This is a genomic window from uncultured Maricaulis sp. (assembly GCF_947259345.1).
Lineage (GTDB): Bacteria > Pseudomonadota > Alphaproteobacteria > Caulobacterales > Maricaulaceae > Maricaulis.
This window is the reverse complement of the sequence record NZ_CAMYLS010000003.1, coordinates 1-25,125: the sequence shown is the minus strand read 5'-3', so window position 1 is coordinate 25,125 and position 25,125 is coordinate 1. Positions and strand designations below refer to the sequence as shown.

The 25,125-nt window shown below is 62.8% G+C and carries 23 protein-coding genes; 14 read left to right on the top strand and 9 right to left on the bottom strand.

Annotation, left to right across the window (positions count from 1 at the left end):
* Positions 1-141 precede the first annotated feature (141 nt).
* Positions 142-921 carry a 3-deoxy-manno-octulosonate cytidylyltransferase gene (kdsB, locus tag Q0X62_RS01030; protein ID WP_297730664.1) on the top strand — a complete coding sequence of 260 codons (780 nt, stop codon included), beginning with the start codon at positions 142-144 and terminating at the stop codon, positions 919-921.
* Positions 921-1,553, top strand: a complete 633-nt coding sequence (locus tag Q0X62_RS01025) for a phosphoglycerate mutase family protein (RefSeq protein ID WP_297730662.1) — start codon at positions 921-923, stop codon at positions 1,551-1,553. Before kdsB ends, Q0X62_RS01025 begins: the two co-directional genes overlap by 1 nt.
* Here the strand turns inward: Q0X62_RS01025 and Q0X62_RS01020 are convergent, their stop codons facing one another.
* Together Q0X62_RS01020 and Q0X62_RS01015 are read right to left on the bottom strand one after the other, a co-directional pair.
* Positions 1,554-2,426, bottom strand: a complete 873-nt coding sequence (locus Q0X62_RS01020) for an alpha/beta hydrolase (protein WP_297730660.1) — start codon at positions 2,424-2,426, stop codon at positions 1,554-1,556.
* Positions 2,426-4,162 (bottom strand): MFS transporter, encoded by a 1,737-nt coding sequence (locus Q0X62_RS01015; RefSeq protein ID WP_297730658.1) that lies wholly within the window; start codon positions 4,160-4,162, stop codon positions 2,426-2,428. The genes Q0X62_RS01020 and Q0X62_RS01015 overlap by 1 nt, the downstream gene beginning before the upstream one ends.
* Before the next feature lie 216 nt (positions 4,163-4,378).
* Here Q0X62_RS01015 and Q0X62_RS01010 point away from each other — a divergent pair, with 216 nt between their 5' ends.
* Together Q0X62_RS01010 and Q0X62_RS01005 are read left to right on the top strand one after the other, a co-directional pair.
* Positions 4,379-6,082, top strand: a complete 1,704-nt coding sequence (locus Q0X62_RS01010) for a M28 family metallopeptidase (protein ID WP_297730656.1) — start codon at positions 4,379-4,381, stop codon at positions 6,080-6,082.
* A 159-nt stretch (positions 6,083-6,241) separates the two neighbouring features.
* Positions 6,242-6,661 (top strand): hypothetical protein, encoded by a 420-nt coding sequence (locus Q0X62_RS01005; protein ID WP_297730654.1) that lies wholly within the window; start codon positions 6,242-6,244, stop codon positions 6,659-6,661.
* A gap of 70 nt (positions 6,662-6,731) precedes the next feature.
* Here Q0X62_RS01005 and Q0X62_RS01000 read toward each other — a convergent pair whose 3' ends face one another.
* The 3 genes from Q0X62_RS01000 to Q0X62_RS00990 are packed head-to-tail and all read right to left on the bottom strand — an operon-like array spanning position 6,732 to position 8,691.
* The gene (locus tag Q0X62_RS01000; RefSeq protein ID WP_297730652.1) at positions 6,732-7,352 is read right to left on the bottom strand and encodes a helix-turn-helix domain-containing protein; all 621 of its coding nucleotides are present in this window, start codon (positions 7,350-7,352) and stop codon (positions 6,732-6,734) included.
* Positions 7,353-7,395: 43 nt separating this feature from the next.
* Positions 7,396-8,043 carry a helix-turn-helix transcriptional regulator gene (locus Q0X62_RS00995; RefSeq protein ID WP_297730650.1) on the bottom strand — a complete coding sequence of 216 codons (648 nt, stop codon included), beginning with the start codon at positions 8,041-8,043 and terminating at the stop codon, positions 7,396-7,398.
* A gap of 3 nt (positions 8,044-8,046) precedes the next feature.
* Complete coding sequence (locus tag Q0X62_RS00990; protein ID WP_297730648.1) at positions 8,047-8,691, bottom strand: helix-turn-helix domain-containing protein; 645 nt, start codon at positions 8,689-8,691, stop codon at positions 8,047-8,049.
* Between the two features lie 235 nt (positions 8,692-8,926).
* Here Q0X62_RS00990 and Q0X62_RS00985 point away from each other — a divergent pair, with 235 nt between their 5' ends.
* Together Q0X62_RS00985 and Q0X62_RS00980 are read left to right on the top strand one after the other, a co-directional pair.
* A complete protein-coding gene (locus tag Q0X62_RS00985; RefSeq protein ID WP_297730646.1) occupies positions 8,927-10,054 on the top strand; it encodes a hypothetical protein in 1,128 nt (375 codons plus the stop codon).
* Between the two features lie 109 nt (positions 10,055-10,163).
* A complete protein-coding gene (locus tag Q0X62_RS00980; protein WP_297730644.1) occupies positions 10,164-10,766 on the top strand; it encodes a helix-turn-helix transcriptional regulator in 603 nt (200 codons plus the stop codon).
* A 26-nt stretch (positions 10,767-10,792) separates the two neighbouring features.
* Here the strand turns inward: Q0X62_RS00980 and Q0X62_RS00975 are convergent, their stop codons facing one another.
* From Q0X62_RS00975 to Q0X62_RS00965, 3 genes are read right to left on the bottom strand one after another with little or no spacing between them, the layout of a single operon-like run.
* Positions 10,793-11,845, bottom strand: coding sequence for a 2-oxoacid:ferredoxin oxidoreductase subunit beta (locus Q0X62_RS00975; RefSeq protein ID WP_297730642.1), 1,053 nt, complete (start codon positions 11,843-11,845; stop codon positions 10,793-10,795).
* Positions 11,842-13,677 carry a 2-oxoacid:acceptor oxidoreductase subunit alpha gene (locus Q0X62_RS00970; protein WP_297730640.1) on the bottom strand — a complete coding sequence of 612 codons (1,836 nt, stop codon included), beginning with the start codon at positions 13,675-13,677 and terminating at the stop codon, positions 11,842-11,844. Before Q0X62_RS00970 ends, Q0X62_RS00975 begins: the two co-directional genes overlap by 4 nt.
* On the bottom strand, positions 13,674-15,470 hold the full coding sequence (locus Q0X62_RS00965) for an FAD-dependent oxidoreductase (RefSeq protein WP_297730638.1): 1,797 nt from the start codon (positions 15,468-15,470) through the stop codon (positions 13,674-13,676). Before Q0X62_RS00965 ends, Q0X62_RS00970 begins: the two co-directional genes overlap by 4 nt.
* A gap of 245 nt (positions 15,471-15,715) precedes the next feature.
* On the opposite strand from Q0X62_RS00965, the gene Q0X62_RS00960 reads away from it, so the two are divergent.
* Positions 15,716-16,456 (top strand): hypothetical protein, encoded by a 741-nt coding sequence (locus Q0X62_RS00960; RefSeq protein ID WP_297730636.1) that lies wholly within the window; start codon positions 15,716-15,718, stop codon positions 16,454-16,456.
* 9 nt (positions 16,457-16,465) lie between these two features.
* Positions 16,466-17,095, top strand: a complete 630-nt coding sequence (locus Q0X62_RS00955) for a hypothetical protein (protein WP_297730634.1) — start codon at positions 16,466-16,468, stop codon at positions 17,093-17,095.
* A gap of 145 nt (positions 17,096-17,240) precedes the next feature.
* Here the strand turns inward: Q0X62_RS00955 and gcvA are convergent, their stop codons facing one another.
* Entirely contained in the window at positions 17,241-18,176 is a 936-nt protein-coding gene (gcvA, locus tag Q0X62_RS00950) for a transcriptional regulator GcvA (RefSeq protein ID WP_297730632.1), read from the bottom strand.
* 116 nt (positions 18,177-18,292) lie between these two features.
* Between gcvA and cysG the strand changes: the two genes are divergently transcribed.
* Genes cysG through Q0X62_RS00920 form a run of 6 tightly spaced genes read left to right on the top strand, consistent with a single transcriptional unit; the run spans position 18,293 to position 24,621 of the window.
* Complete coding sequence (cysG, locus tag Q0X62_RS00945) at positions 18,293-19,687, top strand: siroheme synthase CysG (RefSeq protein ID WP_297730630.1); 1,395 nt, start codon at positions 18,293-18,295, stop codon at positions 19,685-19,687.
* On the top strand, positions 19,684-19,959 hold the full coding sequence (locus tag Q0X62_RS00940) for a DUF2849 domain-containing protein (protein WP_297730628.1): 276 nt from the start codon (positions 19,684-19,686) through the stop codon (positions 19,957-19,959). Before cysG ends, Q0X62_RS00940 begins: the two co-directional genes overlap by 4 nt.
* A gap of 3 nt (positions 19,960-19,962) precedes the next feature.
* Positions 19,963-21,600 (top strand): nitrite/sulfite reductase, encoded by a 1,638-nt coding sequence (locus Q0X62_RS00935; RefSeq protein ID WP_297730626.1) that lies wholly within the window; start codon positions 19,963-19,965, stop codon positions 21,598-21,600.
* Positions 21,587-22,711, top strand: a complete 1,125-nt coding sequence (locus tag Q0X62_RS00930) for a phosphoadenylyl-sulfate reductase (protein WP_297730624.1) — start codon at positions 21,587-21,589, stop codon at positions 22,709-22,711. The genes Q0X62_RS00935 and Q0X62_RS00930 overlap by 14 nt, the downstream gene beginning before the upstream one ends.
* A 25-nt stretch (positions 22,712-22,736) precedes the next feature.
* A complete protein-coding gene (locus Q0X62_RS00925) occupies positions 22,737-23,759 on the top strand; it encodes a cysteine synthase A (RefSeq protein WP_297730622.1) in 1,023 nt (340 codons plus the stop codon).
* A gap of 40 nt (positions 23,760-23,799) precedes the next feature.
* A complete protein-coding gene (locus Q0X62_RS00920; RefSeq protein WP_297730620.1) occupies positions 23,800-24,621 on the top strand; it encodes a ferredoxin--NADP reductase in 822 nt (273 codons plus the stop codon).
* Positions 24,622-25,125 lie beyond the last annotated feature (504 nt).

The following is a 25,125-nucleotide window of genomic DNA, read 5'->3' as shown; positions in this document are numbered from 1 at the left end:
CTCACGCCCGCACTCTCTAGGACATCCGTGCACGCCGCGCACGGAAAATTCCAGCATCCAGCCCTGTCACCTTTGAAGGGGAGTGGAAATTGCGGCGTGTGTGTGGAACAAGCCGGTCATCACTGGATTTGAGGATCGCCCATGTCCGTTCTCGCCGTCATTCCCGCCCGTTACGGTTCCACCCGCTTTCCCGGCAAGCCGCTGGCGAAGATTGCCGGCCGGATGATGATCGAGCGGGTCTGGCGCATTGCCGCCGCGGCCGAGGGTGTCGACCGTGTCGTGGTCGCCACCGATGACGAGCGGATCATGGACGCTGTCACCGCCGCCGGCGGCGAAGCCGTGATGACGAACGAAGCCTGCCGCAATGGCACCGAGCGCGCCCTGGACGCGGTCCGGCGCCTCAAGAGCGATGCCGAGATCATCATCAATGTGCAAGGCGATGCCCCGCTCATTCCGCCTTGGGTGATTGGCGGTGTGGCCGAGACGCTGCGTGCCGACCCATCCCTGCAAATGGCGACACCGGCCATCGCCCTTCCGAAAGACACCGAAGCCCGCATGCGCGCCGACAAGGCGAAGGGGTCCGCGTCCGGCACAACCGTTGTCTTCAACAAGGCCATGGACGCGATGTATTTCTCCAAGAATGTCATCCCCTTCCGCCGCAAGCCGGATGAAGGCGCGCCGACCTACCAGCATATCGGCCTGTACGGCTATCGCCGCGAGACGCTGGAACAGCTGGTCGCGCTCGACCCGACGCCTTTCGAGCTGACCGAAAGCCTGGAACAATTGCGGGCTCTGGAAAACGGAATCCCGATCCGCATCGTGCTGACTGATTATCGCGGTCGCTCGGCCTGGTCGGTGGACTCGCCGGAAGACGCGGTCCGGGTCGAGGCGATCATCCAGCGCGAAGGGGAGCTGGTCTGATGGGACGCGTCCTGCTCGCCCGCCACGGCAATACATTCGGCCCTGGCGACACGCCGGTCTGGGTCGGTGCGAAGGAAGACCTGCCCCTGGTCGAGAGCGGGGAGGCCCAGGCCCGCGCGCTGGCTGAAGCCCTTGCCGCAACCCGGCTGACCCCGGCCCGCCTCATTTGCGGCCCGCTGAAGCGCACGCGCCGCGCCGCAGAGATCGTGGCTGAGCTGACCGGTTTTGCGGGATCGGTCGAGATCGACCCGCGCCTGACCGAGATCGATTACGGGTCCTGGGGCGGCAAGACCAATGACGAGATCATCGCCGAGTTCGGCCCGGACACACTCGATTGCTGGGACAAGCGCCATACGAGGCCGGGCGGGGTCGACTGGTCACCCTCGGACGACACGCTGAAAGCCAATGCCCTCGCCGCCATGGCCGACGCCGCCAAGACGGACGGCCTCGCCGTGGTCATCACCTCGAACGGCATATTGCGCTATATGCACGCCGCCCTCGACGGCACAGACGCCAATGCCAAGGTCAAGACCGGGCATGTGTGCGGGGCATTCTTTGACGGCAAAACCGGCACGCGGATCTGCTGGAATGAGGCGCCGAATGCGGCCGTGATCACGCGCTATTTCAGCTGATCAGTCGCAATCGGCGAGCAAGGCCTTGATCGCAGTCCAGGCCTCCGGCTCGGTCAAGAAGGGCGCATGCCCGACATTGGGCACGTCTACCGTGCGCAAGTCCGGCTTTTGCCGCTTCATCTCGGCCACGGTCTGCGGCGTCAGAAGGTCGGAGATACCGCCGCGCACAACCAGGGTGGGGATGTCCGCGAAGGGCGTCCAGAACGCCCACAAATCCGGCAGCGGGGCATCGCCCTCCATCTGTTCGACCAGCGCGCCATCATAGGCGAGCGCGATCTTTCCATCCTCACGCTCAACCCAGGTCTTGCGCGCGAAATCATCCCAGAAATCCGCATCATCGGCCCGCTTGGGAAAGGCGGCGAGATTGGACTGGCGGGTGCGGGCAGCCGCCTCCTGCCAGCTGTCCACCGGATCCCGGCTGGCGACATTCGACTTGATCCGGTCGAGGCCGGCCTGAGCGATCTCCGGCCCGATATCATTGATCACCGCGGCGGCGATGCGCTCGGGCTGGAGGCCGGCGATGATGAAGGTCATCAACCCGCCCATCGACGTGCCGACAAAGACCGCACGCGGCAGCTCGATCGACGCCATCAGACCAAGAATGTCGCCGGCATAAGTCGGCGGCTGATAGCGCGCCGCGACCGGGTCATGGTCAGACAGGCCACGCCCGCGGGCGGAGACGACGATGACGCGCCGGGCCAGGCCCGCAATCATCGGCGCAAGGTCCTCGAAATCACGGACATTGCGGGTCAGGCCGTGCAGGCAGATCACCGGCAGGCCGGTTTTCCGGCCCACGGCCGGATAGTCGCGCCAGTGAATGCGCGGACCATCCGTCGTGGTGAAGTGGTGATCGGTGTAGTTCGCGTCAGTCATCAGGACGGTTCGGCCTCCGAAGGCGGTTCCACTTGCGGAACGGGCACGGTCTCACCATCGCCCTCCCAATCCCGGGCCAGATAGCGCGCGGCCCAGAACATGAAGAAGGCCGCAACCAGGTAGAGACAGGCCCCGATCACGATCGAGATGCGCAGCGAGCCATCGCCGAAGGTCGGCTGCAGCACGGTGGAGACCCGGCCGAGCACATAGACCCCGCCGCCAATGCCAAGCAGGTTGTTGATCAACAGGAAGACCGAGGAGGCACTCGTGCGCATGTGCGGCGGCATCAGGTGCTGGAAGGCCGACAGGACCGGTCCCAGCCAGGCAAGGCCCAGCGCGGTCGGGATGAAGAGGATGATCACGGCCAGAAGCGGCGACGGCGCCATGATGCCGGCCCAGTAGAGCGGAGCGCTGAGCAGGAAGGCGATCGCCGGAACCGTGGCGAAGGCCGAGCGCTTGGACTTGCCCATCAGATCGCCCATCACGCCACCGAGGAAAATCCCCAGACTGCCGGCCACAAAGAGAACGCCGCCGAACAGCCAGCCGGTCTCGACCAGACCGAGCTGGAAGCTGCGCGAGAAGAAGGAGGGCAGCCAGAAGAAGACGCCATAGCCCATCATCGAGGAGGCCGAGGCGCCCAGGATCATCAACCAGAAGCTCGGCTTTTCGAGGGCCAGCGACATGAAGTCCCGGAAGGCCGCGAAAAACGCGCCCAGGAGACCACCGACCACGACATGACCGATCAGCCAGCCGATAGCGGCGGTACCAAAGCCGGCCCCGCCCAGCGCCGGAACGATCCAGGCGACCAGGGCGGACAGCGGCATCAGGACGGCAAGGCCGATCATCAACATGGCCGGGCTGGTTGTACGGGCAACCCAGCGCCCGCCCATCCAGCCGGACACGGCACCGACAAGGGCGGCGCCGGCGAGCAGGGGGACGGACTGGATCGATGTCGCACCAAAGACGAGGATGTTGAAGATCGACAACAGGCTTGGCAGCGCGAAAATGACTGCGCCCGCAATGGAGAGAATGCGTGTCTTGCGGTCGGAGTAGACGCCGACAAGCTGTTTGCTCTCGGCTTTCTGGGTCGGAACACTGTCGAACTGGCCGCGCGTGGGTTCTTTCACGATCAGCTTGAAGATCGGCGCGAGCACAATCCCGGCAATACCCACGATGAAGAAGGCGGATCGCCAATCGAGCGCATCGGAAATGCCGCCGCCGGCGATCTGCGAGCCGGCGATGACGCCGAAAGCGGAGCCGACAGGAATGCCGAGCGAGTAGATGGCCAGGGCCCGCGAGCGCTCGGCAGGCGGGTGATAGTCGGCGATGATCGTATAGGCCGGGGCAACACCGCCGGCTTCACCAATGCCGACACCGACCCGCGCCAGGAAGAGCTGGGTGAAGTTCTGGGCGAAGCCACTCAGCGCAGTAAATCCGCTCCAGACGGTCAGCGCGACCGTCATGATCCAGGTCCGGCTCATACGGTCGGCGAACCAGGCGATCGGGACACCCAGCGTGGAATAAAGAACCGCAAAGGCGATACCGCCGAGCAGGCCGAGCTGCTCATCGGTCAGGCCGAGGTCTTCCTTGATCGGAATGGCGAGGATGGAAATGATCTGGCGGTCCAGGAAGTTGAACGCATAAACCAGAAACAGCAGAAGCATGACCAGACTGCGATAGCCGGCACTTGCTTTCTGGGTGGCACCGGATGCGCCTCCCCCACTTTCATTCGCCATGATCTCTCCCCTCAAGGCCTGCCGGTCATTTTTGACCGTGCGATATGCGGTCGTGCAATGCGTCGCTCTCCGTCGACGCAAACATGAATGGTCATTCAGGTTTGGTCAAACCCGATTTCCATGCCGCGCCTGAGTGCGATAGCTTGCACCACGACGTGACGAATGCACGATGTTGCACAGAAACGGGCCAAGCCCAATAAGTCTTAGGGGGTTGAGATGAAACATACCGGATTTCCTGCAGCGCTGATCGGCCTCGCGGTCGTCGCCTGCTCTCCGTCTGCCGAGACCGGCACGGACACCATGGCCGACACCGCGACCGAGACGACCGGCGCGCATACCGAAAGCATGACCGGCGCGGCAATCAATGAGGCGGACCTGCGTCATCGCATCGCCACCCTGGCCGATGATTCCTTCGAGGGTCGCGCTCCGGCCACGCCCGGCGGGATCGCCGCCAGTCAGTGGATCGCCGACGAGATGGCCCGGATCGGTCTCGAACCGGGTTATGAGGGCAGCTATTTCCAACCCGTCTCCCTGCTCGCCGTCAGCCTGGACGCGGAGCAATCAAGCTTCGACGTGTCTTTCGAAGGCGAGCCGCTCGGCCTGAGCATGAACGAGGACATCGTTTATTGGTCCAAGCTCAACGCCTCTGACATCAGCGTCGAGGACAGCGATCTGGTCTTTGTCGGCTATGGCGTCGTGGCGCCGGAATATGGCTGGGATGATTATGCCGACCTCGATGTCGAGGGCCGGACCGTGGTCATGCTGGTGAATGATCCCGGCTATGCCAATCCCGACAGCGGCCTCTTCAATGGCAATGCCATGACCTATTACGGGCGCTGGACCTACAAGTATGAGGAAGCGGCCCGCCAGGGCGCGGCGGCCGTCATCCTGATCCACCAGACCGCCCCGGCCTCCTATGGCTGGAATGTCGTCTCCGGCTCCTGGAGTGGCACCCAGCTCGACCTCGCCCGTGAACCGGGTGAAGGCCAGTTCGCCAATGTCGAGAGCTGGGTCACTGAGGACAGGGCCCGCCAGATGTTCGAGCTCGCCGGATTGGACTTCGACGCCGTCACGGCTGCCGCCGCAGAGCCGGGCTTCACCCCGGTCGAGATGACCGGCCTCACCGCATCCGGCCAATTGGTCAATTCGGCCGAGACCATGGAGTCGCGCAATGTGGTCGGCGTGGTGCCGGGCACGACGCGTCCGGACGAATACGTGCTCTACACCGCGCATTGGGACCATATCGGCATCCGCGACGTGCCCGAAGGCGAGGATGGCCTCTATAACGGCGCCGTCGACAATGCGACCGGCACCGCCGCCATCCTGGAAATCGGCGAAGCCTTTGCCGCCAACCCGGCCGAGCGATCGGTGATGATCCTGGCCGTGACCGCCGAGGAATCCGGCCTGCTGGGCTCGGCCTATTATGGCGAGAACCCGATCGTACCCTTTGACCAGACAGTGGGCGGGCTCAACATTGATGCGATCCTGCCCACCGGCCGCGCCCGCGACGTCGTCGTGGTCGGCCACGGCGCTTCGGAACTGGAGGATATCCTCACCGACGCCGCCGCCGAACAGGATCGCTATATCGTGCCGGACCCCAATCCGGAGGCCGGGTATTTCTACCGGTCCGACCATATCGAGCTGGCCAAGCAGGGCGTGCCGATGCTCTACGCCGATGGCGGGTTTGACCTGCGTGAGGGCGGCCGCGAAGCCGGTGAAGCCATCGGTGCCGACTATCGCGCCAATCGCTATCACGGTCCGGCCGACGAATATTCCGAGGACTGGAATATGGAGGGCATGGTCGAGGACACGACGCTCTTCTTCACGGTCGGCTCACGCTTGGCCAATTCGGACGCCTGGCCGAACTGGTATGAGGGCAATGAGTTCCGCGCCCTGCGTGACGCACAGCGCAGCGAGTAGGTCGCCGGGTATCCGGATGTAGGAAGGGCGGCCCGCCATGCGGTGCCGCCCTTCTTATATGGCCGGACAAGCCGGAGGCACGCCCCCACCCGTTGCACACAATCTTAAGCACCGGGCGTCAGGATCACACCGAAAAACCGCCAGGGGAGACAGGGAAAAATGGACGGATCGACACGGGCATTGAGCCTGGCCGGGCTTGTACTCGCGCTTGCGGGCACGGCCCAGGCCCAAGATTTCAGTATGCCGCAAGACGATGATTACTTCACCGCCTCAGGCCCCGATGGCGCGACCGTGCAATTCCTGTTTGGTGGTCCGAGCGCGACCACGAGCCCCACCCGGGGGACCAGCACCGGCAGTGTTCAACTCGGAACGGCGGACGATCTTCCGGGCTTCTGGACAATGGACAATGAGACCGGCGAGATCACGGTGACAATCATCGACCCCTACTCGCTTGTCGGCACGTGTGATCGCTGGCCGGACTACATAGTCGGCGAAACACTTCCGGCGGCATCTGAGCGGACCTGCTGGCTGCCGGAGCAATTCAGTCAATACACATTGACCTATCACGGCCAGCAATAGCCGGCCCGGCGACTGGCCGGCGATCAGACCTGATCGAAATGTCAGAGAGGAACGCCTGTCGCCACGACCTCTAGAAGGTCCGGCGCACCACAACCTTCTCGCCGCGCTCTTCGAGGCGCTTGGCATAGCGCTTCTCGTCCAGCGTCGCGCCGGAGTGGATGCAATAGACGGTGCGGGCCTCGGAGATGCGCGGCCAGTGGATGAAGTCACACAGCAGCGATTGCATGCCGGAGGACACATTCACTTCCAGCGTGCCCATGCTCTGGGCAAAGGCGAGATTATTCTGGAACATGCCTTCGGCGCGCAGTTTCTCGAGCGCGTCGGTGAAATCCCCGCCGAGGAAATTGCGGATATTGCGACCTTCAATCTCATTACGGCGAATGCCAAAAAGATCGAGTGCGCCCAGGGAGATGGCTTTGATCATGCCCATTGAGTCGGTGACAAATTCGACCGAGGGGTTGAGCGAGACCAGGTCGACCCAAGTTGGTGCCGGCGCGATGACAAAGGCGTCCTGAACCAGTTCCGCCATGCGGCGCTTGATCCGTTCTGGCGGTTCGCTGTCACCATTCTCCCAGCGCGAGATCATGGCCTGAGTGACCCCCAGATCCGCAGCCAACGCCGCCTGCTTGAGGCGTTTGGACATCCGGAAATTGCGGATGACCGACGGCCAGTTGACCTTGCTCGAAGTCATCGACAACTTGATATCTTCTACCAAATCCGCCCCCCTTGCGGGCTCATTCCGGCCCGGACATCTCCACCTGCCCGCCGAACTCACGGCGCAGACGGTCAAATTCCACCGGGCTGACTCTCGCCCCGGTCAGCATCCACCTGACCGTTCCATCTTCGCCGATATGCGGCCAGTGCAGGCCATGAACCGGACCAATATCGCGTTTACCATGTGAATTGGCAAAACAATACCGATCCGCACTTTCAACGCTTTCAAGCGCGCCGTCAAAAAATCCGCGCTCAATGAGAAGCGCGTGCAAGGCGACCAGGTCTCCCTGGAAAAGACTTGCCAGGGTCTGGCCCTCGATCTGGTCGCGCGGCCTATCCGCTTCACGGGCAAGACCCGTGCTGGCTGTTTCGATCACGCCGTCGCGATCCACCACTGCGGCAATACCGGGCTGAACGGCGACGTGCTTGCGCCAACCCACCAGCGGTGAGGCCATATCCTCCGGCGTCCCGGCGAGGGCCCGGATCCGCGCCTGCATGTCCGCCGCCGGCTGAACTGCACCAGACTCCCAGCGCGACACCATGGCCTGGGTTACGCCCAGATCATAAGCCAGAGCCGCCTGTTTGACATTGTGAGTGAAGCGGTAGCGGCGCAGGAGGTTGCGCCAGAAAATCGGGTCGCTCCGGACGGGTATTTCAGCGCCCGCCACGACCTAGATCGCCTTGCGCAAGACCATGGCGCCGCCCAGGCGCGCCTTGACGTCAGCATGAACGCGTTCGGAGACATCCGCGCCGGACAGCAGCCACAGGATTTCCGGACCGGGCAGGAAACTGGGGCGATGCAGCCCATGAACATAGCCTGGGCGTCGCTCGCCATCCGGGCTCAGAAAGGTGATGACATCTATGCTCTCCGCGGAAGCCAGTCGGCCTTCGAACAGACCTGCGGCGACAAGGGCATCGAACAAGCGCGGCCAGTCGCCTTCGAAGGCCTCGTGAATATAGCGCCCCTCGAGCTCAAGGCGCTGACAATCAAGACTGCGGCAAAAGCCCCGGCTGGCCCGCAAAATGCGGCCCTCACCATTGATCACGCCCACCACCGCCGGGTGCCGCCCGATCCGGTCGAGCCAGGCCGATCGCGAGACTGATGTCTGGGACGCCCAGTACAAGTCGAACACCCGTTCCTGAACCCCTTCGGAGGGGATTGCGACGCCGGATTCCCAGCGTGAGATCATGGTCTGGGTGACCCCGAGATCATGCGCCATGGCGGCCTGTTTGAGGCCCTTCGAAAGACGATAATGACGGATCACGGACGGCCAGTGAATGGTCTGGACATCAAGGCTGAGCGTCGGGTCGGACATATGCGCTTCTCCGGATTGAGAGGGCGCGCCGGTGCCGGTCATCGGCGGTTATATTTTATAACCCAAGCTGCGCGGCTTGTGAACCCTGAAGCCTAAAGCAACCAAACGGACGAAAACGCTGAAGCGTTTGCGACACTTGTGTGAAGATGCGTCAGAATGGCAAGAGGCTGATTGATCGCAAGGCCTGGTGTTTGCTACCTGCCCCGGCGTTTTGTCTCCAAGAGGGTGCCCGGCCATGGCCGATTTGAACACGACGGTTTGGATCTTCTCGATCCTCGGCTTCCTGATCGCCGCCTATTCGATTGTCGCCAATGATGCGATTCAGACCCTCGGCACCTTCCTCAGTTCCAATACCAAACGACCCTGGTGGGTTTTGTGGGCCTATGCCTGCTCGATCATCGTCGCGGTGATGTTGTGGGGGTTCTACGGTGGCGGTGGCGATATCGCGTTTGGCCGCCTCAATTCCCTGCCCTATCCGGACGGCGGCGTGCAGTGGTGGCACGCCATCCCGCCGCTTTTCCTGCTCATCCTGACCCGTTACGGCATTCCCGTTTCGACCACCTTCCTGGTCCTGACCATTTTCGCACTGACCGGCGGCGCGAATACCGAAGGGGTTTTACCGAGAATGCTGACCAAGTCAGCGCTCGGCTATATCGTCGCCATCAGCGCAGCCTTCTTTGTCTACCTGATCATCTCGCGCATGTTCGAACGCTGGATCGAGCGCACCAAGGACGAGCCCCATCACCCGGTCTGGTATGTCGCCCAATGGTGCGCGACCGCCTTCCTCTGGGCACAATGGTTGATGCAGGATCTGGCCAATATCTTCATATTCCTGCCCCGCACCACCGAGCTGGTCCCGGTTCTGGACGACAATGGCCTGCCGCTCATGCGCGAAGGTGTGGCGGTGCTGCAGACGCAGGTCACCTTCTCGCCGCTGCTTCTGGTCTTTGCGACGGTCGTGATGCTGGCCCTGCACGCAATCATCTTCCGCAATCGTGGCGGCGAGATCCAGAAAATCGTTCTGTCGAAGACCAACTCCACCGACATCCGCGCGGCCACCGCGATCGACCTGATCTACGGGATCATTCTCTACATCTTCAAGGAAGTGAACGATGTCCCGATGAGCACGACCTGGGTCTTCCTGGGCATGCTGGCCGGTCGCGAAATCGCCATCGCCTATATCGCCGGCCTGCGCTCGAAGCTCTCGGCGCTCTGGGATGTCACCTCGGACGTCTTGCGCGCCTTTCTCGGCCTGATCATCAGTGTCGTCCTGGCCATTTTCCTGCCGGCCTGGGCGCGCGGCGAGCTCGGCGAGCTGATGGCGGACCTGCCCGGCTATGTCGCACGGGCCCTCGGTTTCTAGCCTCGTCCACCACCCGAATGGGTGTGGATAATTCATATTTTATGAGTGCCCATTCATATGCGCTGAGCGCCAAGATAACTCCAAGATTCAAAGGGGTTAGAATTCGGTCTTGGGGACGGATTGGGCCAGCACGGTTCGGTCGCTTCGCTTGCGGCTGCGATTGAAGCAGGGCGCGATGGCAGAGCTCATCGGCGTCTCGCAAACCTATGTGTCACGCCTGGAGGCGGGACTGGTGACGCCGCCGGCCGCGGTCGCCGAGGCCATTGTCAAGCTGGCCGAGGATCCACGAACGCGATCCCTGTTTGACGATTTGCGTGCGACGGTCGAGCACAGCCCCTTTCCCTGCCTGCTCCTGCAGACCGGTCCCGAAGGGCTCCGCATCGAAGCCGCGAGCACAATCATGAGGCAGGACTTTCTCGCGGGAGAACACCGGATCGAGAACGCGCCAGCCCTCAAGCGGCTGACCGGCGATCTGGAGGCATTACACAGACAGGGTCTTGCCGACGGCAATATTCTTGGCGCCTCGGCGGTTTGGACCGACCACGATGCGATCAACCGCTTCTGGCAGGTGCGCTATACGCCGATCCGCGACGAGACCGGGGCCAGCTTCATGCATGTAACGCTGGCCGACCTCGAGGACAGCCCGGCGGCCCGCGCCGCCGCCAATGACGCCAAACCACGCATCGAACGCTTCAATGGCAGCGAGGGCTGAGACCGCGAGCCGGGTCGGCCCGCCACTCACCGATAGCGGGACTGTAACTTCGCGAGGGCTGCCTTGCCCGGGGTCAGGCGTTCATAGGGCACCTGGTTGAGCGGGATTTTCGGGAGCTTGTTGGCCGCCTGCATGTCCGGCAGATCGCTGTTGAGATAGAGAAGACCGGTGCGGATCTCGCCCTCGGTCTTGTTCATCAACAGGGTCTCGATCGCCTGGGCGCGGTCACGCGGATCGTAATTGCTCTCGGTCTTGCGCAGGAAAAGCTCGCCACCATCCTGCATGGTCACCCGCATCGCCCCGTCCTTGTCATAGGATCCGGTGACCTCGTCGGCATGGGCGACGAAATCCGTGTGCACGAGCGGATGATAATACTTGTAGGTATGGGCGTAGCTCTTGGTCGAGCCCTTGTGATCATTGAAGGTCACGCAGGGCGAGATGACGTCGATCAGGGCAAAACCCTTGTGCTTGAGACCGGCCTTGATCAGCGGCACGAGCTGGGACTTGTCGCCGGAAAAGGCGCGCGCCACGAAGCCGGCCCCCAGCGTCAGCGCCTGGACACAGGGATCGATCGGCATCTGGTCATTCTCGACGCCCTTTTTCGACTTCGAACCATAATCAGCCGCGGCCGAGAACTGGCCCTTGGTGAGACCATACACGCCATTATTCTCGAGAATATACAGCATGTTGAGATTGCGCCGAATGGCATGGGCGAACTGGCCGAAACCGATCGAGAGCGAGTCCCCGTCCCCGGAAATGCCGATATAATTGAGTTCGCCATTGGCGGCATTGGCCCCGGTCGCCACGGAGGGCATGCGCCCATGCACGCAATTAATGCCGTGCGACTGGCCCATGAAATAGGCCGTCGTCTTGGACGAGCAGCCAATCCCGGAGACCTTGGCCGCGCTTTCCGGCGCCAGATCGAGTTCCCAGAAGGCCTGGACCAGGGCGGCGGTCACCGAGTCATGGCCGCAACCGGCACACAGCGTCGACATCACGCCTTCATAATTACGAACCGACAGGCCGAGCTTGTTCTTGGGCAGATGCTTGTCGATGAAAGGCTTGCTCATGGAGGTCATGCGACGTCTCCCAGGGCTTCGAGATGGGCCGAAATGCCCTCGATGATGAATTTCGGATTCGCCGCCATACCGGCATAATCGAGGATCGAGACCAGCTTGTGCTTGGGCGCTTCGGTCTCATTGACCAGCAGCGAGCGCAATTGCCCGTCACGGTTCTGCTCGACCACGAAGACCTCGTCATATTGCTCGATGAATTGGTCGACCTCGGCATTGAAGGGGAAGCCGCGCACGCGCAGATAATCCAGGTTCACGCCATTTTCGGCGAAGCGGTCGAGGGCTTCCAGGACCGCGCCATCGCAGCCACCGACCGAGATAATCGCCCGGCGGGCATTCTGGCCGCAGCGCGTGATGACCGGCGCCGGGACGGCATTGGCGGCATTTTTCCACTTGGTGGTCAGACGATCGAGCACTTCCTTGTACTCGTCACTGTCCTCGGTATAGCCGCCTTTCCAGTTATGGCCCGATCCGCGCGTGAAATAAGCGCCCTTGGGATGGGTGCCCGGCAGGGTGCGCCAGGGAATGGCGTCGCCGTCGCGGTCTTCATAACGGTAGAATTTCTCGAGGCTTTCGATCTCGTCGGCGGTCAGGACCTTGCCGCGATCGGGCTGGTAGCTGTCATCCCATTCCAGCTCCGGGATCATCCAGTCATTCATGCCGATATCAAGATCGGTCATGAAGAAGACCGGCGCCTGGAAGCGTTCGGCAATGTCGAAGCTCTGCACCGCCATCTCGAAGCATTCCTTCGGATTGGCCGGGAAGAGGAGGATATGCTTGGTATCGCCATGGCTGGCATAGGCGGCCAGGGTGATGTCGCACTGCTGGGTCCGGGTCGGCAGGCCGGTCGAGGGACCGGCGCGCTGGACGTCGAACAGCACGACCGGCACTTCGCCATAATAGGCAAAACCGATGAATTCGCTCATCAGAGAGATGCCGGGACCGGAGGTCGGGGTGAAGGCGCGCGCGCCATTCCAGCCAGCACCAATGGCCATGCCGACCGAGGCGAGCTCGTCCTCACCCTGGATGATGCAGAAATTCTTCTCGCCGGTTTCCGGATCGACGCGGAATTTCTCGCAAAAGCCCTTGAAGCCATCCATCAAGGAGGTCGAGGGCGTGATCGGATACCAGGCGCCGAAGGTCGCCCCGGCATAGACACAGCCCAGGGCGGCAGCCGTATTGCCATCGATCATGATGTGACCGGCCGTCTTGTCCATCGGCTCGATGCGCAGTGGCAACGGATCGGCGAAATGCTCGCGGACATAATCCAGGCCCAGCCCGATCGCCTTCATATTGGCGTCGATGAGGTGTTCCTTGGTCCCGAACATTTCCTTCACCAGGCCGCGAATGACCTCGACATCGAGACCGGTCAGACCGGCGACGGCGCCGACATAGGCCATGTTTTTCATCAGCACGCGGGTGCGGGCATTGTCGAAGGCGGCATTGACCAGGCGGGCGAGCGGCACACCGATCGCGGTGACATCTTCGCGCGCATGCAGGTCCGGCCGCGGCCAGGTCGAGTCGTAAAGGAGGAAACCGCCCGGCGACACCTCGGCGAGATCCTGTTTATAGGTCTCGGCATTCATGGCGACGATGAATTCCGCCGTGCCGGAGCGGGCCATATAGCCGTCCTTGGTCAGGCGGATCTCATACCAGGTCGGCAGGCCCTGGATATTGGAGGGGAAGAGATTCTTGCCCACCACCGGCACGCCCATGCGGAAGATCGCCTTCATCAGCAGGCCATTGGCCGAAGCCGAACCGGTGCCGTTCACATTGCCGATCTTGATGACGAAGTCATTGACCCGGACTTCGCCTGACACGTCCACGAGATCCTTCATTCGGCAGCCACTTTCTTCGTTTCATCGTCGACATGCGGAATGAAGATGTCGGCATCCTGCATGTCCCACGCGGCGGTCGGGCAGCGCTCGGCACACAGGCCGCAATGCAGGCAGAGATTTTCGTCCTTGACCATGACCCGCCCGGTATCCTTCAGCGGCTCCGAGACGAACAGGTCCTGGTCCTTGTTATTGGCCGGAACCCGCAGCGACTGGCGCAGCTCGGCTTCTTCCGCCACCGGCACGATGGACAGGCAATCGACCGGGCAGATGTCCATACAGGCATCGCATTCCTTGCAGAGCGGGGCCTCGAAGACGGTCTGCACATCGCAATTGAGACAGCGCTGGACCTCGGTCGCGATCTGCTCGGCGGTATATCCCGTCTCCACTTCCATCTTGCGATTGGAGAGGCGCGCCTTCAGTTCGGCCAACGGCATTTGCCGGCGAGGCTCGCCGGTATAGCTGTTGGAATACATCCACTCATTCACGCCCATCTTGGCGGATTGAAGATTGACCCCGCGCGGCAGACGCGTCGCCAGCGCCGTGCCCTCGCAATGCTTGTGGATCGAGATCGCCGCCTGGTGTCCATGCTCGACCGCCCAGATGATATTCTTGGGTCCGAAGGCGCTGTCACCGCCAAAGAAGATGCCCTTCTTGGTCGACTCGAACGTCTTCTCGTCAACGATCGGCACGCCCCATTTGTCGAATTCGATCCCGATATCGCGCTCGATCCAGGGGAAGGCATTCTCCTGCCCGATCGCCAGGATGACATCGGTACAGGGAATGATTTTGGTACCGGCGATCTGGGTGTCGGTGATCTGGCCGTCCTCATCGAGCTGATACTCCATCAACTCGAATTCCATGCCGGTCAGCTTGCCATTCTCGACCACAAAACGCTTGGGCGAGTGATTGACCAGGATTTCGACATTCTCGTCCTCGGCATCCTCGAGCTCCCAGGGGGAGGCCTTGAAGAATTGCCGCGGCTTGCGGGCCATCACCTTCACATCATCGGCACCGAGGCGCAGCGAGGTGCGGCAGCAATCCATGGCGGTATTGCCGACACCGATGATCAGGACGTCCTTGCCGATCTTGTCGGTATGCTCGAAAGCGACACTTTCCAGCCAGTCGATACCGATATGGATATTGGCATCGGCCTCGTCGCGGCCCTCAATCTTGAGATCCTTGCCCTTGGGCGCACCGGAGCCAATGAAGACGGCGTCATAGCCGCTCTCGGCCAGCGCCTTGAGGCTCTCGATGCGGTGACCGGTCTTCAGTTCCACGCCCTGGTCGAGAATGTATCCGATCTCCTCGTCCAGCACTTCTTCCGGCAGGCGGAAGGACGGGATGTTGGAGATCATCAGACCGCCGGGGCGGTGATGGGCTTCAAAGATCGTGCACTCATAGCCCAGCGGGGCGAGGTCATTGGCCACGGTCAGCGACGCCGGACCGGCGCCGATCAGGGCGATCTTCTTGCCATTTGTCGTCGCCGGTTTTTGCGGCAGGAGATGTTTGACTTCGTCGCGATGGTCGGCCGCGACGCGCTTCAAGCGGCAGATTGCGACCGGTTCCTCCTCGACGCGGCCCCGCCGGCAGGCCGGCTCGCAGGGGCGATCGCAGACCCGGCCGAGAATGCCCGGGAAGACGTTGGAACGGCGATTGACGAGATAGGCTTCGGTGAATTCACCTTGCGCAATCAGGCGGATATACTCGGGCACCGGCGTATGTGCCGGGCATGCCCACTGGCAATCCACGACCTTGTGAAAATAGTCGGGATCGCGCGTATCGGTCGGCTTCATGCTCCTCACCCCGGGCTTGCGCCCGTTCCGTATTATGGGCCGGCGACCGTCGAGGGCCGCAGAATTGCAACCATTCTCACATGGTCAACGCCGCAAGGGTCAAGCGAATTCCCCCTTAAGCGACCGATTGCGAACGGGTTTGTTTGTTAGTGCGAGTGAGTTGCAAAATGGTGGCGGTAACGGACGAATGCATTGCAGCTAGAATCGATACAATCTCAAAAATGGCAGTTTGAATGGACCATTAGGTGCAGAACGTCTTTGCTCAGTTCGGCCATAGCGCACAGTCCTCGCCTTGGGAAACGGCTGTAGTCTCGTTTGCTGGCGTGTTGCTCGGCGGTCTGATTTCGCTTTTTTCAGCCATGTACTTGAATGCACGCGCGAACAGGAAAAGCACCCTCAAAGACGGACTTATATTTGTTTCGAACGCCACCTCGCTGATAAATGACATCGCATCCATTCATAGGCCAATTATGAATCAAATAAATATGGCCAATTTACTATTTCAAAGCGAATTGTACTGGCAAGCCATCCTACCTTTTGTATCTTCGAGAGATGCATCGTTTATCTCTCCCGCTGAATCGATACATTTCGCTATGGAAAAAATGGATGATGAAACACTTAATAAGTTTACACAACTAATAAATCTACGCAACACGCTTGTTGCGGCGCTCGATTACTACAGTAAATCGCGACTTGAACTATCATCTCTTCTCGATGAGCATTCCACAATAGAAGAAGATAATCCAGTTGGCGGCTTGATGAAGACTGAGTTCACTAGCACCGGAAATGCCGGACTGATACGCCGCATTGGCGAAATTCGAGGCATCGCAAAAGAACTCGTAGAATTGGCAAGCGAAGCGATGGCTCTCGCCTACGCCTTTTCGGAGCACGTCAACACCAAGCTTCATGAGCAGTATCCGAAACGGACCGGACTGTTCGGAAGGAAAATTCCAAACCAATTTCCATATAGACTCGCTCCGATGTAGTGCTGCCCCATGACACGCCCCTCACCGCTGCAAAACCGCGTCACGCCCACCGGCGAGATCTGTGCCCACTCGGCCCGCGGCACGCTGATGGGCAATCGCGGCATCCTGCATGATGACCGCCAACAGCTCGGCACCGCGCGCTGGAAACACCAGGCCTGGGTCACCTGCTCACTCGCTTTCAAGGAGCGCCGCCGCGTGCTGATGGCGCCGGGCTGTTATACCGAGCTCTTCTTCACCGACGAAGCCGTCGCCCTCGCCGCCGGGCACCGCCCCTGCGCCGAATGCCGGCGAGACGATTTCAATCGCTTCCGGGATGCTTTTGCCAAGGCCCATCCCGACCTGCCACATCGCGCACCGGACATGGATCGTGTCCTGCACAAGGCACGGGTCTTCTCACGGTCGCGGGAGCAGGTGACCTATGAGGCAATGCTGGCGGACCTGCCGGAGGGTGTGTTCTTTCGGGTCTCGCCTGACGGGACGCCGCTGGTGCGGTGGCAAGGTCGCGTCTGGGCCTGGTCGTTTGATGGCTATTCGACAGGGCCGGACGCTTTGACGGATCGGGTTGAGGTGCTGACGCCGGAGCCGACGGTGAAGACGATTGCCGCGGGCTATGTGCCGGTGTGCCACGCCGCCGGATAAACCCCCATTTTTCCCGGACGCGCTTGGGCGCGATCCGGGACCCACGAGAGACTCATCATCACCGGAGAGGCCCGTTGGTCCCGGCTCTGCGACCTGCCTGCGCAGGTCTCCGGCCGGGAAAAATGTGTTTTGGATCGAAGGCGCCTCACAACTCATCCACCGAGTGCTCATGCACCCGCGCTTCGGCCTTCAGCCAAGCGATGAAGGCCCGCGCATCCGGGCTCAGCGGGCGGTTCCTTGCCGTGACGATATGATAGGCGGAGCGGACCGGGGTGGTGCCGTCGGGGAAGAGGGCGACGAGGCGGCCACTGGCGAGATCGTTCTGGACCAGGGCGCGCTTGGCCAGGGCGACGCCGCGCCCCGCGACGGCGGCGTCAATGACCAGGGCTGACTGGTTGAACCGCACGCCGCCCGACACATCCACACCCCGTGCTCCACGCGCCTTGAGCCAGGAGGCCCAGTCGGCGCCGTCGACCTCGGTTTCCGGTGAAGCGTCGTGCAGCAGGGTCTGGCCACGCAAGTCCTGCGCGCGGGCCAGCGGCGGGCCGTCGCGCAAGAGGTCGGGTGAGCAAACCGGCAGGACTTCTTCGGCCAGCAGGGCCTCTTCATTCAGGGTCATGTCGCCACCCGGCCCATAGCGTATGCCCAGATCGGCGGCGCCGGCGGCCAGATCGACGCGCTCCGAGGTCGCGGCAATCCAGACTTCCACGCCCGGCACTTCCTCCTGGAAGCGGAAGAGGCGCGGCGCCAGCCATTTACCGGCAAAGGAGGGCGCGACCGAGACGGTGAGGGCGCGGCGATGGATGGGCTGGCGCATCAGCGAGACCGCACGTTCGAGCGTTTCAAAGGCTTCCGATGTGATACCGGCCGCAGCACGACCGGCCTCGGTGAGGCTCAAACCGCGCCCTTCGCGCACAAAAAGCGGGGCACCGACATGCTCCTCCAGCTGCCTTATCTGCTGGCTGATGGCGCCCGGCGTGACCGCCAATTCGTCGGCGGCACGGGCAAAGCTCTCCAGCCGGGCGGCAGCCTCGAAGGCCCGCAGGGCATTGAGTGGGGGAAGGCGAGAGGTCTGAGCCATGGCTTGAGTTTAGTTTTTCTAACGTCAAAAGCCAATAATGGTCGTTTGTAATCGCTGCATCGAATAGAAATATTGAACTCGTCGCGCCACGAAGGCGCAGGAACGGACGAGTGACCATGCGTGTTTTCCCTGCCTCCATTCCCCTAGATGGACAGACGGTGATCGTTGTCGGGCAAGGCCCGATGGCCGAGCCAAAGGCACGCCTGTTTGCATCATCCCCAGCCCGGTTGCTTTGGTTCACCGGTGCGTCCAATGATCCTGTTGCTTCGGATATTGCCCAGTATGCGAAGATTATACGCCGAGTGCCGACCCGGCGGGACCTTCGTGGCGCGACATTGATTTTCCTTGCCGGCGGCGAAGAGCGCCAGCTCGACAAGCTCGCCCGTTGGGGCCGCAGCCAGGGCGCGATGGTCAATATCGTCGACAGTCCGGCCGCCTCGGACTTCCAGACGCCGGCCATTGTCGACCGTGACGGCATTGTCGTCTCCATCGCCTCGGGCGGCGCCGCGCCAGTTCTGTCGGTCGATATCCGCGCCGCGATCGAACAAATCCTGCCCGCCCGCATCGGCGTCATCGCCGACCTCGCCCGCGAGCTGCGCGGCACGGTGAAATCCGTCCTCGGCAAGTTCGACGACCGCCGCGCCTTCTGGGAACGCGCCTTGCGCGGCAAGGCCCGTGACCTTGCGCTTTCCGGTAACAAGTCCGGCGCCCGCCGTGAAATGCTGCGTGAGTTGAATGGCGAGACGTCCGAACGCAATGGCATCGTCCACCTGGTCGGCGCCGGTCCCGGCGATCCCGATTTGCTTACCCTCAAGGCCGCCCGCCTGCTGCGCGAGGCCGATGTCATCGTGCATGACCGCCTGGTCAGCGAAGGCGTGATGGATCTGGCTCGCCGCGACGCCCTGCGCATCGATGTCGGCAAGACCAAGGGCCATCATCCCGTCCCGCAGGATGAAATCGGCGCCATCCTCGTGCGCGAGGCCCGCAAGGGTCAGCGCGTGGTCCGCATCAAGGGCGGCGACCCCTTTGTCTTTGGGCGCGGCGGCGAAGAGCTGGATGTCGTCCGCGCGGCCGGTATCGCGGTCGAGGTCACGCCCGGCATCACCGCTGCGGTCGCCTGCGCCGCTTCGGCCGGCATTCCCCTGACCCATCGCGACCATGCCCAGTCGGTGACCTTTGCCTCCGGCGTGGTCAAGCAGGACGGGCCGGACGCCGATTATCGCGGCCTGTCCGCCGCCAATTCCACCACCGTCTTCTATATGGGCGTCGGCGCTGCGCCGGAGATCCAGGCCAAGATGGTCGCCGCCGGACGCGATCCCGCAACGCCGGTGGCCCTGATCGAGAACGGCACCCGGGACAATGAACGCCGCGTCTACGGAGCGCTCGGCGACCTCGCCGGGCTGGTCACGCGCGAAGCCATTACCGGTCCCACCATCATGATTGTCGGCGAGGTCGCCGGCACCGCCATCAGCCAGGCCGCCGCCAAGATCGGCCAGGAGCAATTCGCATGAAGACCATTACCGCCAACCGCCTCACCGATGGCCGGGTGATCTATCGCACCGCGACCGGCGACTGGACGACCGAGCTGGCCGAGGCCGCCCGCCTCGACGAGGACCAGGCCGATGCCGTGCTCGAGATCGCCTCTGATGAGAGCCATATCGCCGTCGGCGCCTATCTCATCGAGCTCGAGGATGATCGGCCCGGCGGCCAGAAATGGCGCCGCGAGGGCATCCGTCTCGCCGGTCCGACGACCGGTTCCACCCATGCCCAAGCGACGGCCTGAGCCATGTACCAGTATGACAGCTATGACCACGCCATGGTGGCCGACCGGATCGCGGAGTTTCGCGACCAGGTGGCGCGTCGCCTCGATGGTCGCCTCACGGAGGACCAGTTCAAGCCGCTGCGCCTGATGAATGGCGTCTATCTGCAGCTGCACGCCTATATGCTGCGGGTGGCCATCCCCTACGGCACGCTGAACAGCACGCAGATGCGCACCCTGGCCGGGATCGCGCGCGATTATGACAAGGGCTATGGCCATTTCACCACGCGCCAGAACCTGCAGTATAACTGGCCGGCCCTGGTCGATATTCCCGACATTCTCGACCGCCTCGCCGCCGTCGAAATGCATGCCATCCAGACCTCGGGCAATTGCATCCGCAATGTCACCGCCGACCCGTTTGCCGGCGCCGCCGCCGACGAGCTGGAAGATGGTCGCCCCTGGGCCGAGATCATCCGCCAATGGTCGAGCTTCCACCCGGAATTCACCTTCCTGCCGCGCAAGTTCAAGATCGCCGTCAACGGGGCCAAGGCCGACCGGGCCGGTATCCGCGTGCATGATATCGGTCTGCAGATTGTCCGGAATGATGCCGGCGAGACCGGGTTTGAAGTCTGGGTCGGGGGTGGTCAGGGCCGCACGCCGCGCCTGGGTCATCTGATCAAGCCCTTCCTGGCGCCGGAAGACTTGCTCTCCTACCTCACCGCCTGCCTGCGCGTGTACAACCAGCACGGTCGCCGCGACAATCTCTACAAGGCCCGGATCAAGATCCTGGTCGAGGCGCTGGGTCCGGACGAGTATGGCCGCCAGGTCGAGGATGAGTGGGCCGTGATCCGCGAGGGCGAGCTGAAACTCCCTGCCGCCGAGATCGCCCGTATCCGCCGCTTCTTCGACCAGCCCAAACAGGCCGAGCCGACGCCCGTTCCGGTGACGGAGAACCGTGCCTTCGCCCGCTGGCTGGACCGCAATCGCCGCGATCATGCGGTCGAGGGCCTGTCCTCGCTGGTCATCTCGCTGAAGCCCATCGGCGGCACGCCGGGCGATATCACCGACGCGCAAATGGAGGCTGTCGCCGACCTCGCCGAGCGCTTCGGTTTTGACGAAATCCGCGCCACGCCGGACCAGAATCTGATCCTGCCGCATGTCCGCAATGGCGATCTGGAAGCGGTCTGGAACGGTCTGGTCGAGGCTGGCCTTGCCACCGCCAATGCCGGTCTGGCGACCGATATCGTCGCCTGCCCGGGACTGGATTACTGCAATCTCGCCAATGCCCGCTCCATCCCGATCGCCCAGGCCATCTCCACCCTGCTGGAGGCCGAGGGCCTGTCGGAGAAAGCCGGCGATGTGACCATCAAGATCGATGGCTGCATCAATGCCTGCGGCCATCACCATGTCGCCCATATCGGCGTGCTGGGCGTGGACAAGCGCGGCGAGGAATTCTACCAGATCACCCTGGGCGGCGCCTTCGGCTCGGATGCCGCGATCGGCTCGATCATCGGCAAGGGCCTGGCCGGCGAGGATGTCCCCGCCGCCATTGCCCGCCTGCTGCACACCTATCTCGATATTCGCGCCGAAAATGAGCGCTTCATCGACACGCTGCGCCGTGTCGGATCCGACGCCTTCAAGGAGGCCATCTATGCTGACGCTTGATCGCAAGACCGATACCCGGCCCGTCGCCGACGCTCAATTGGCCGCCGGTGGGGGTCATATCGTGGAATTGCCCGGCGATGCCGACTGGCGGGAGGCGAAGGCCGAGATCGCCGGCGCCGTGCGCGTCGATATCCGCTTTTCCAAATTCAATGATGGTCGCGGCTTCACCCTGGCGACCCAGCTGCGCGAACGTATCGGCTATACTGGCAAGCTGCGCGCCGTCGGTGATCTCATCCCCGACCAGGCCCAGCACCTGATCCGCGTCGGCTTCGACGATGTCGAGCCGGACCGCAAGGGGCTGGAGGCCGACTGGACCCGTGCCCGCACCCGCTTTGCCCACGCCTATCAACCCGGTCGCGGCAATGTCACACCGCTCTTTCGTCACCGCCATGCGGAACCGGTCGATGACCTCGCCGGCCTCAATGCCCGCTATCGTGACCTGTCTCCGCAGGAGATCCTGCGCGATGCCATCAAGCAGGAATGGGTCGGCAAGACCGCCATCCTCTCCTCTTTCGGGGCCGAGGCTGCGGTCAATCTTCACATGATCGCGCAGATCGATCCGGACACGCCGGTCATCTTCCTGGACACCGGCCGCCTCTTTGCCCAGACCGAGCAGTATCAGCGCCAGCTGACCGACCAGCTCGGCCTGACCCATATCCGCGTCCTCACGCCGGACAGCGAGGAAGTTGCTGACGAGGACCGTGATGACCGTCTGTGGCGCCGCGACCCCGACGCCTGCTGCGCCCTGCGCAAGGTGCGCCCGCTCGACGCGGTGATCGGCGAGTACGACGCCCTGATCACGGGCCGCAAACGCTTCCATGGCGGCGGCCGGATGAGCCTGCCTGTCGTGGAACGCATCAATGGCCGTATCCGGGTCAATCCACTGGCCAATTGGGACGCTGCCGCGATCGAGGACTATTTCCGGCGCTTCGATTTGCCGCGACACCCGCTGACCGATATGGGGTATGCCTCGATCGGGTGCTGGACCTGCACCGCGCCGGTCCAGGCCGAGGGCGATATCCGCTCCGGCCGCTGGCTCGGCCAGTCCAAGACCGAATGCGGAATCCACACCCCGGCCCCAATCGCCGACGAACAAGTTGCGGCTGAATAAGAAAACAGACGAAAGGACACTGCCCGTGTCTGCCAAACATGTGCTCGACCTGATCGGCCATACGCCGCTGATCCGGCTCGATGGCCCGTCCGATGCGACCGGCTGTGAAATCCTCGGCAAGGCCGAATTCCTCAATCCGGGCGGCTCCGTGAAGGACCGCGCCGCGCTCAATATCGTGCGGGAAGCCGAGACTGACGGCACGCTCAAGCCCGGCGGCACCATCGTCGAGGGCACGGCCGGCAATACCGGGATCGGGCTCGCCCTGGTCGGCGGCGCGCTGGGTTATGACGTCATCATCGTCATGCCGCGCACCCAGTCGGAAGAAAAGAAGGCCGCGATCCGCTCCTTCGGCGCCCGCCTGATCGAAGTCGATGCGGCGCCCTTCTCCAGCCCCAACCACTTCGTCCATTATTCGCGCCGCCTCGCCGAGGAGCTCAATGAGAGCCAGCCAAACGGTGCAATCTGGGCCAACCAGTTCGACAATCTCGCCAATAAGCGCGCCCATGCCCTGACCACCGGCCCGGAGATCTGGGACCAGACCGGCGGCGCGATCGATGGCTTCATCTGTGCGGTCGGCTCAGGCGGTACGCTGGCCGGCGTCGCCGAAGCCCTGCGCGCCCGCAAGCCTGACATCGCTATCGGTGCCGCCGATCCGGCCGGCGCTGCGCTCTACAACTATTTCACCAAGGGCGAGCTGAAGGGCGAAGGCTCCTCGATCACCGAGGGCATTGGCGTCAACCGCATCACCGGCAATCTGGAAGGCCTCGACGTCTCCCATATCTACCGCATCGAAGACGCCGAAATGCTGCCCATCCTGTTTGATCTGGTGAAGTCCGAAGGCCTGTCCCTGGGCGGTTCGGCCGGGATCAATATCGCCGGCGCCATGCGCCTGGCCCGCGATCTGGGGCCGGGCAAGACGATCGTGACCATGCTGTGCGATAGCGGCGCCCGCTATGCCGGCAAACTCTTCAATGCGGACTTCCTGTCCTCGCGGGGCTTGCCTGTTCCGCCCTGGGCCGATACCGAAGCGCCGCGCGTGACGGCCTGAGCGGCCTCAACCCGCCAAAACCGAGTATGAGACGATGACCATGACCGCGACCGCGCCTGCCAAGAAGAATGCCGTGTCCGCCAAGCCGGGCCCCTATACGGTCGAGACCGTGTTGTCGGTGACGCATTACACCGACCGGCTCTTCCATTTCCGCATCACGCGTCCGGATACTTTCCGCTTCCGCTCCGGCGAATTCATCATGATCGGGCTGCCCAAGGAGGACGGCAAACCCCTCCTGCGCGCCTATTCCGTGGCCAGCCCCTTCTGGGATGAAGCGCTCGATTTCTACTCGATCAAGGTGCCGGACGGACCGCTGACTTCGCGCCTCCAGCACATCAAGGAAGGCGATAAAATCCTGCTCGGCCGCAAGCCGGTCGGCACGCTGGTGCTCGACGCCCTCAAGCCCGGCAAGCGCCTCTACATGATCTCGACCGGCACCGGCATCGCGCCCTTTGCCAGCCTGATCCGCGATCCGGAAACCTACGAGAAATTCGACCAGGTCATCCTGACCCAGACCTGCCGCGAATCCGCCGAACTGACCTATGGCAGCGAACTGGTCGAGGCGGTCAAGGATGACGAGCTGATCGGCGAACTGGCGCGCGAGAAACTGGTCCATTTCAGCTCGGTCACCCGCGAGGACGGCCCGGTCAAGGGCCGCGTCACCGACATGATCGAAAGCGGCGAGCTCTTCGACCGCCTCGGCGTCCCGCCCCTCGATCCCGAAGTCGACCGTGTGATGATCTGCGGCTCGGAAGGCCTGCTGAAAGACGTCAAACAAATCTGCCTCGACCGCAATTTCGTCGAGGGCTCGAACGCCGCGCCGGCGGATTTCGTCGTCGAGAAAGCGTTTGTGGCGACGTAGGCGCGCCACCACTGGCGGCCAGACCCTTCCACACATCCCTTCCCCTATTATTTTTCCCGGAGGCGCGCAGCGCCATCCGGGACCAACGGGTTTGGCTTGAAAGGGATATCCGAGGCCGATACACGCGCGTCATCCCGGGCGCAGCCCTGACCTGATCAGGGCGAAGACCCGGGACCCATACGCCCGGTGCGGCCAGCTTTCGCGATAATCGGTCCCGGATCGCCGCCCGGCTCAAGGCCGGGCATATGTCCGGGATGACAAGGTTTTGTGACTTTATCCCACACTGTGCACCGCTTTCCTTCTCCCTTGGGAGAAGGTGCCCCGGAGGGGCGGATGAGGGGGATTCGCTGGACGAGCTGAACGAATATTTCCGCGCTGATGATGACAGTGTCCGCCTCGACATGGTGCAGACCCTGCGCGACATCGCCCGCATGCTCGACGGCGAGTTCGGCGAAGGCATGGAGCCCAACGGCTGGGCCCGCGATCCCGACGAATATCACAAGC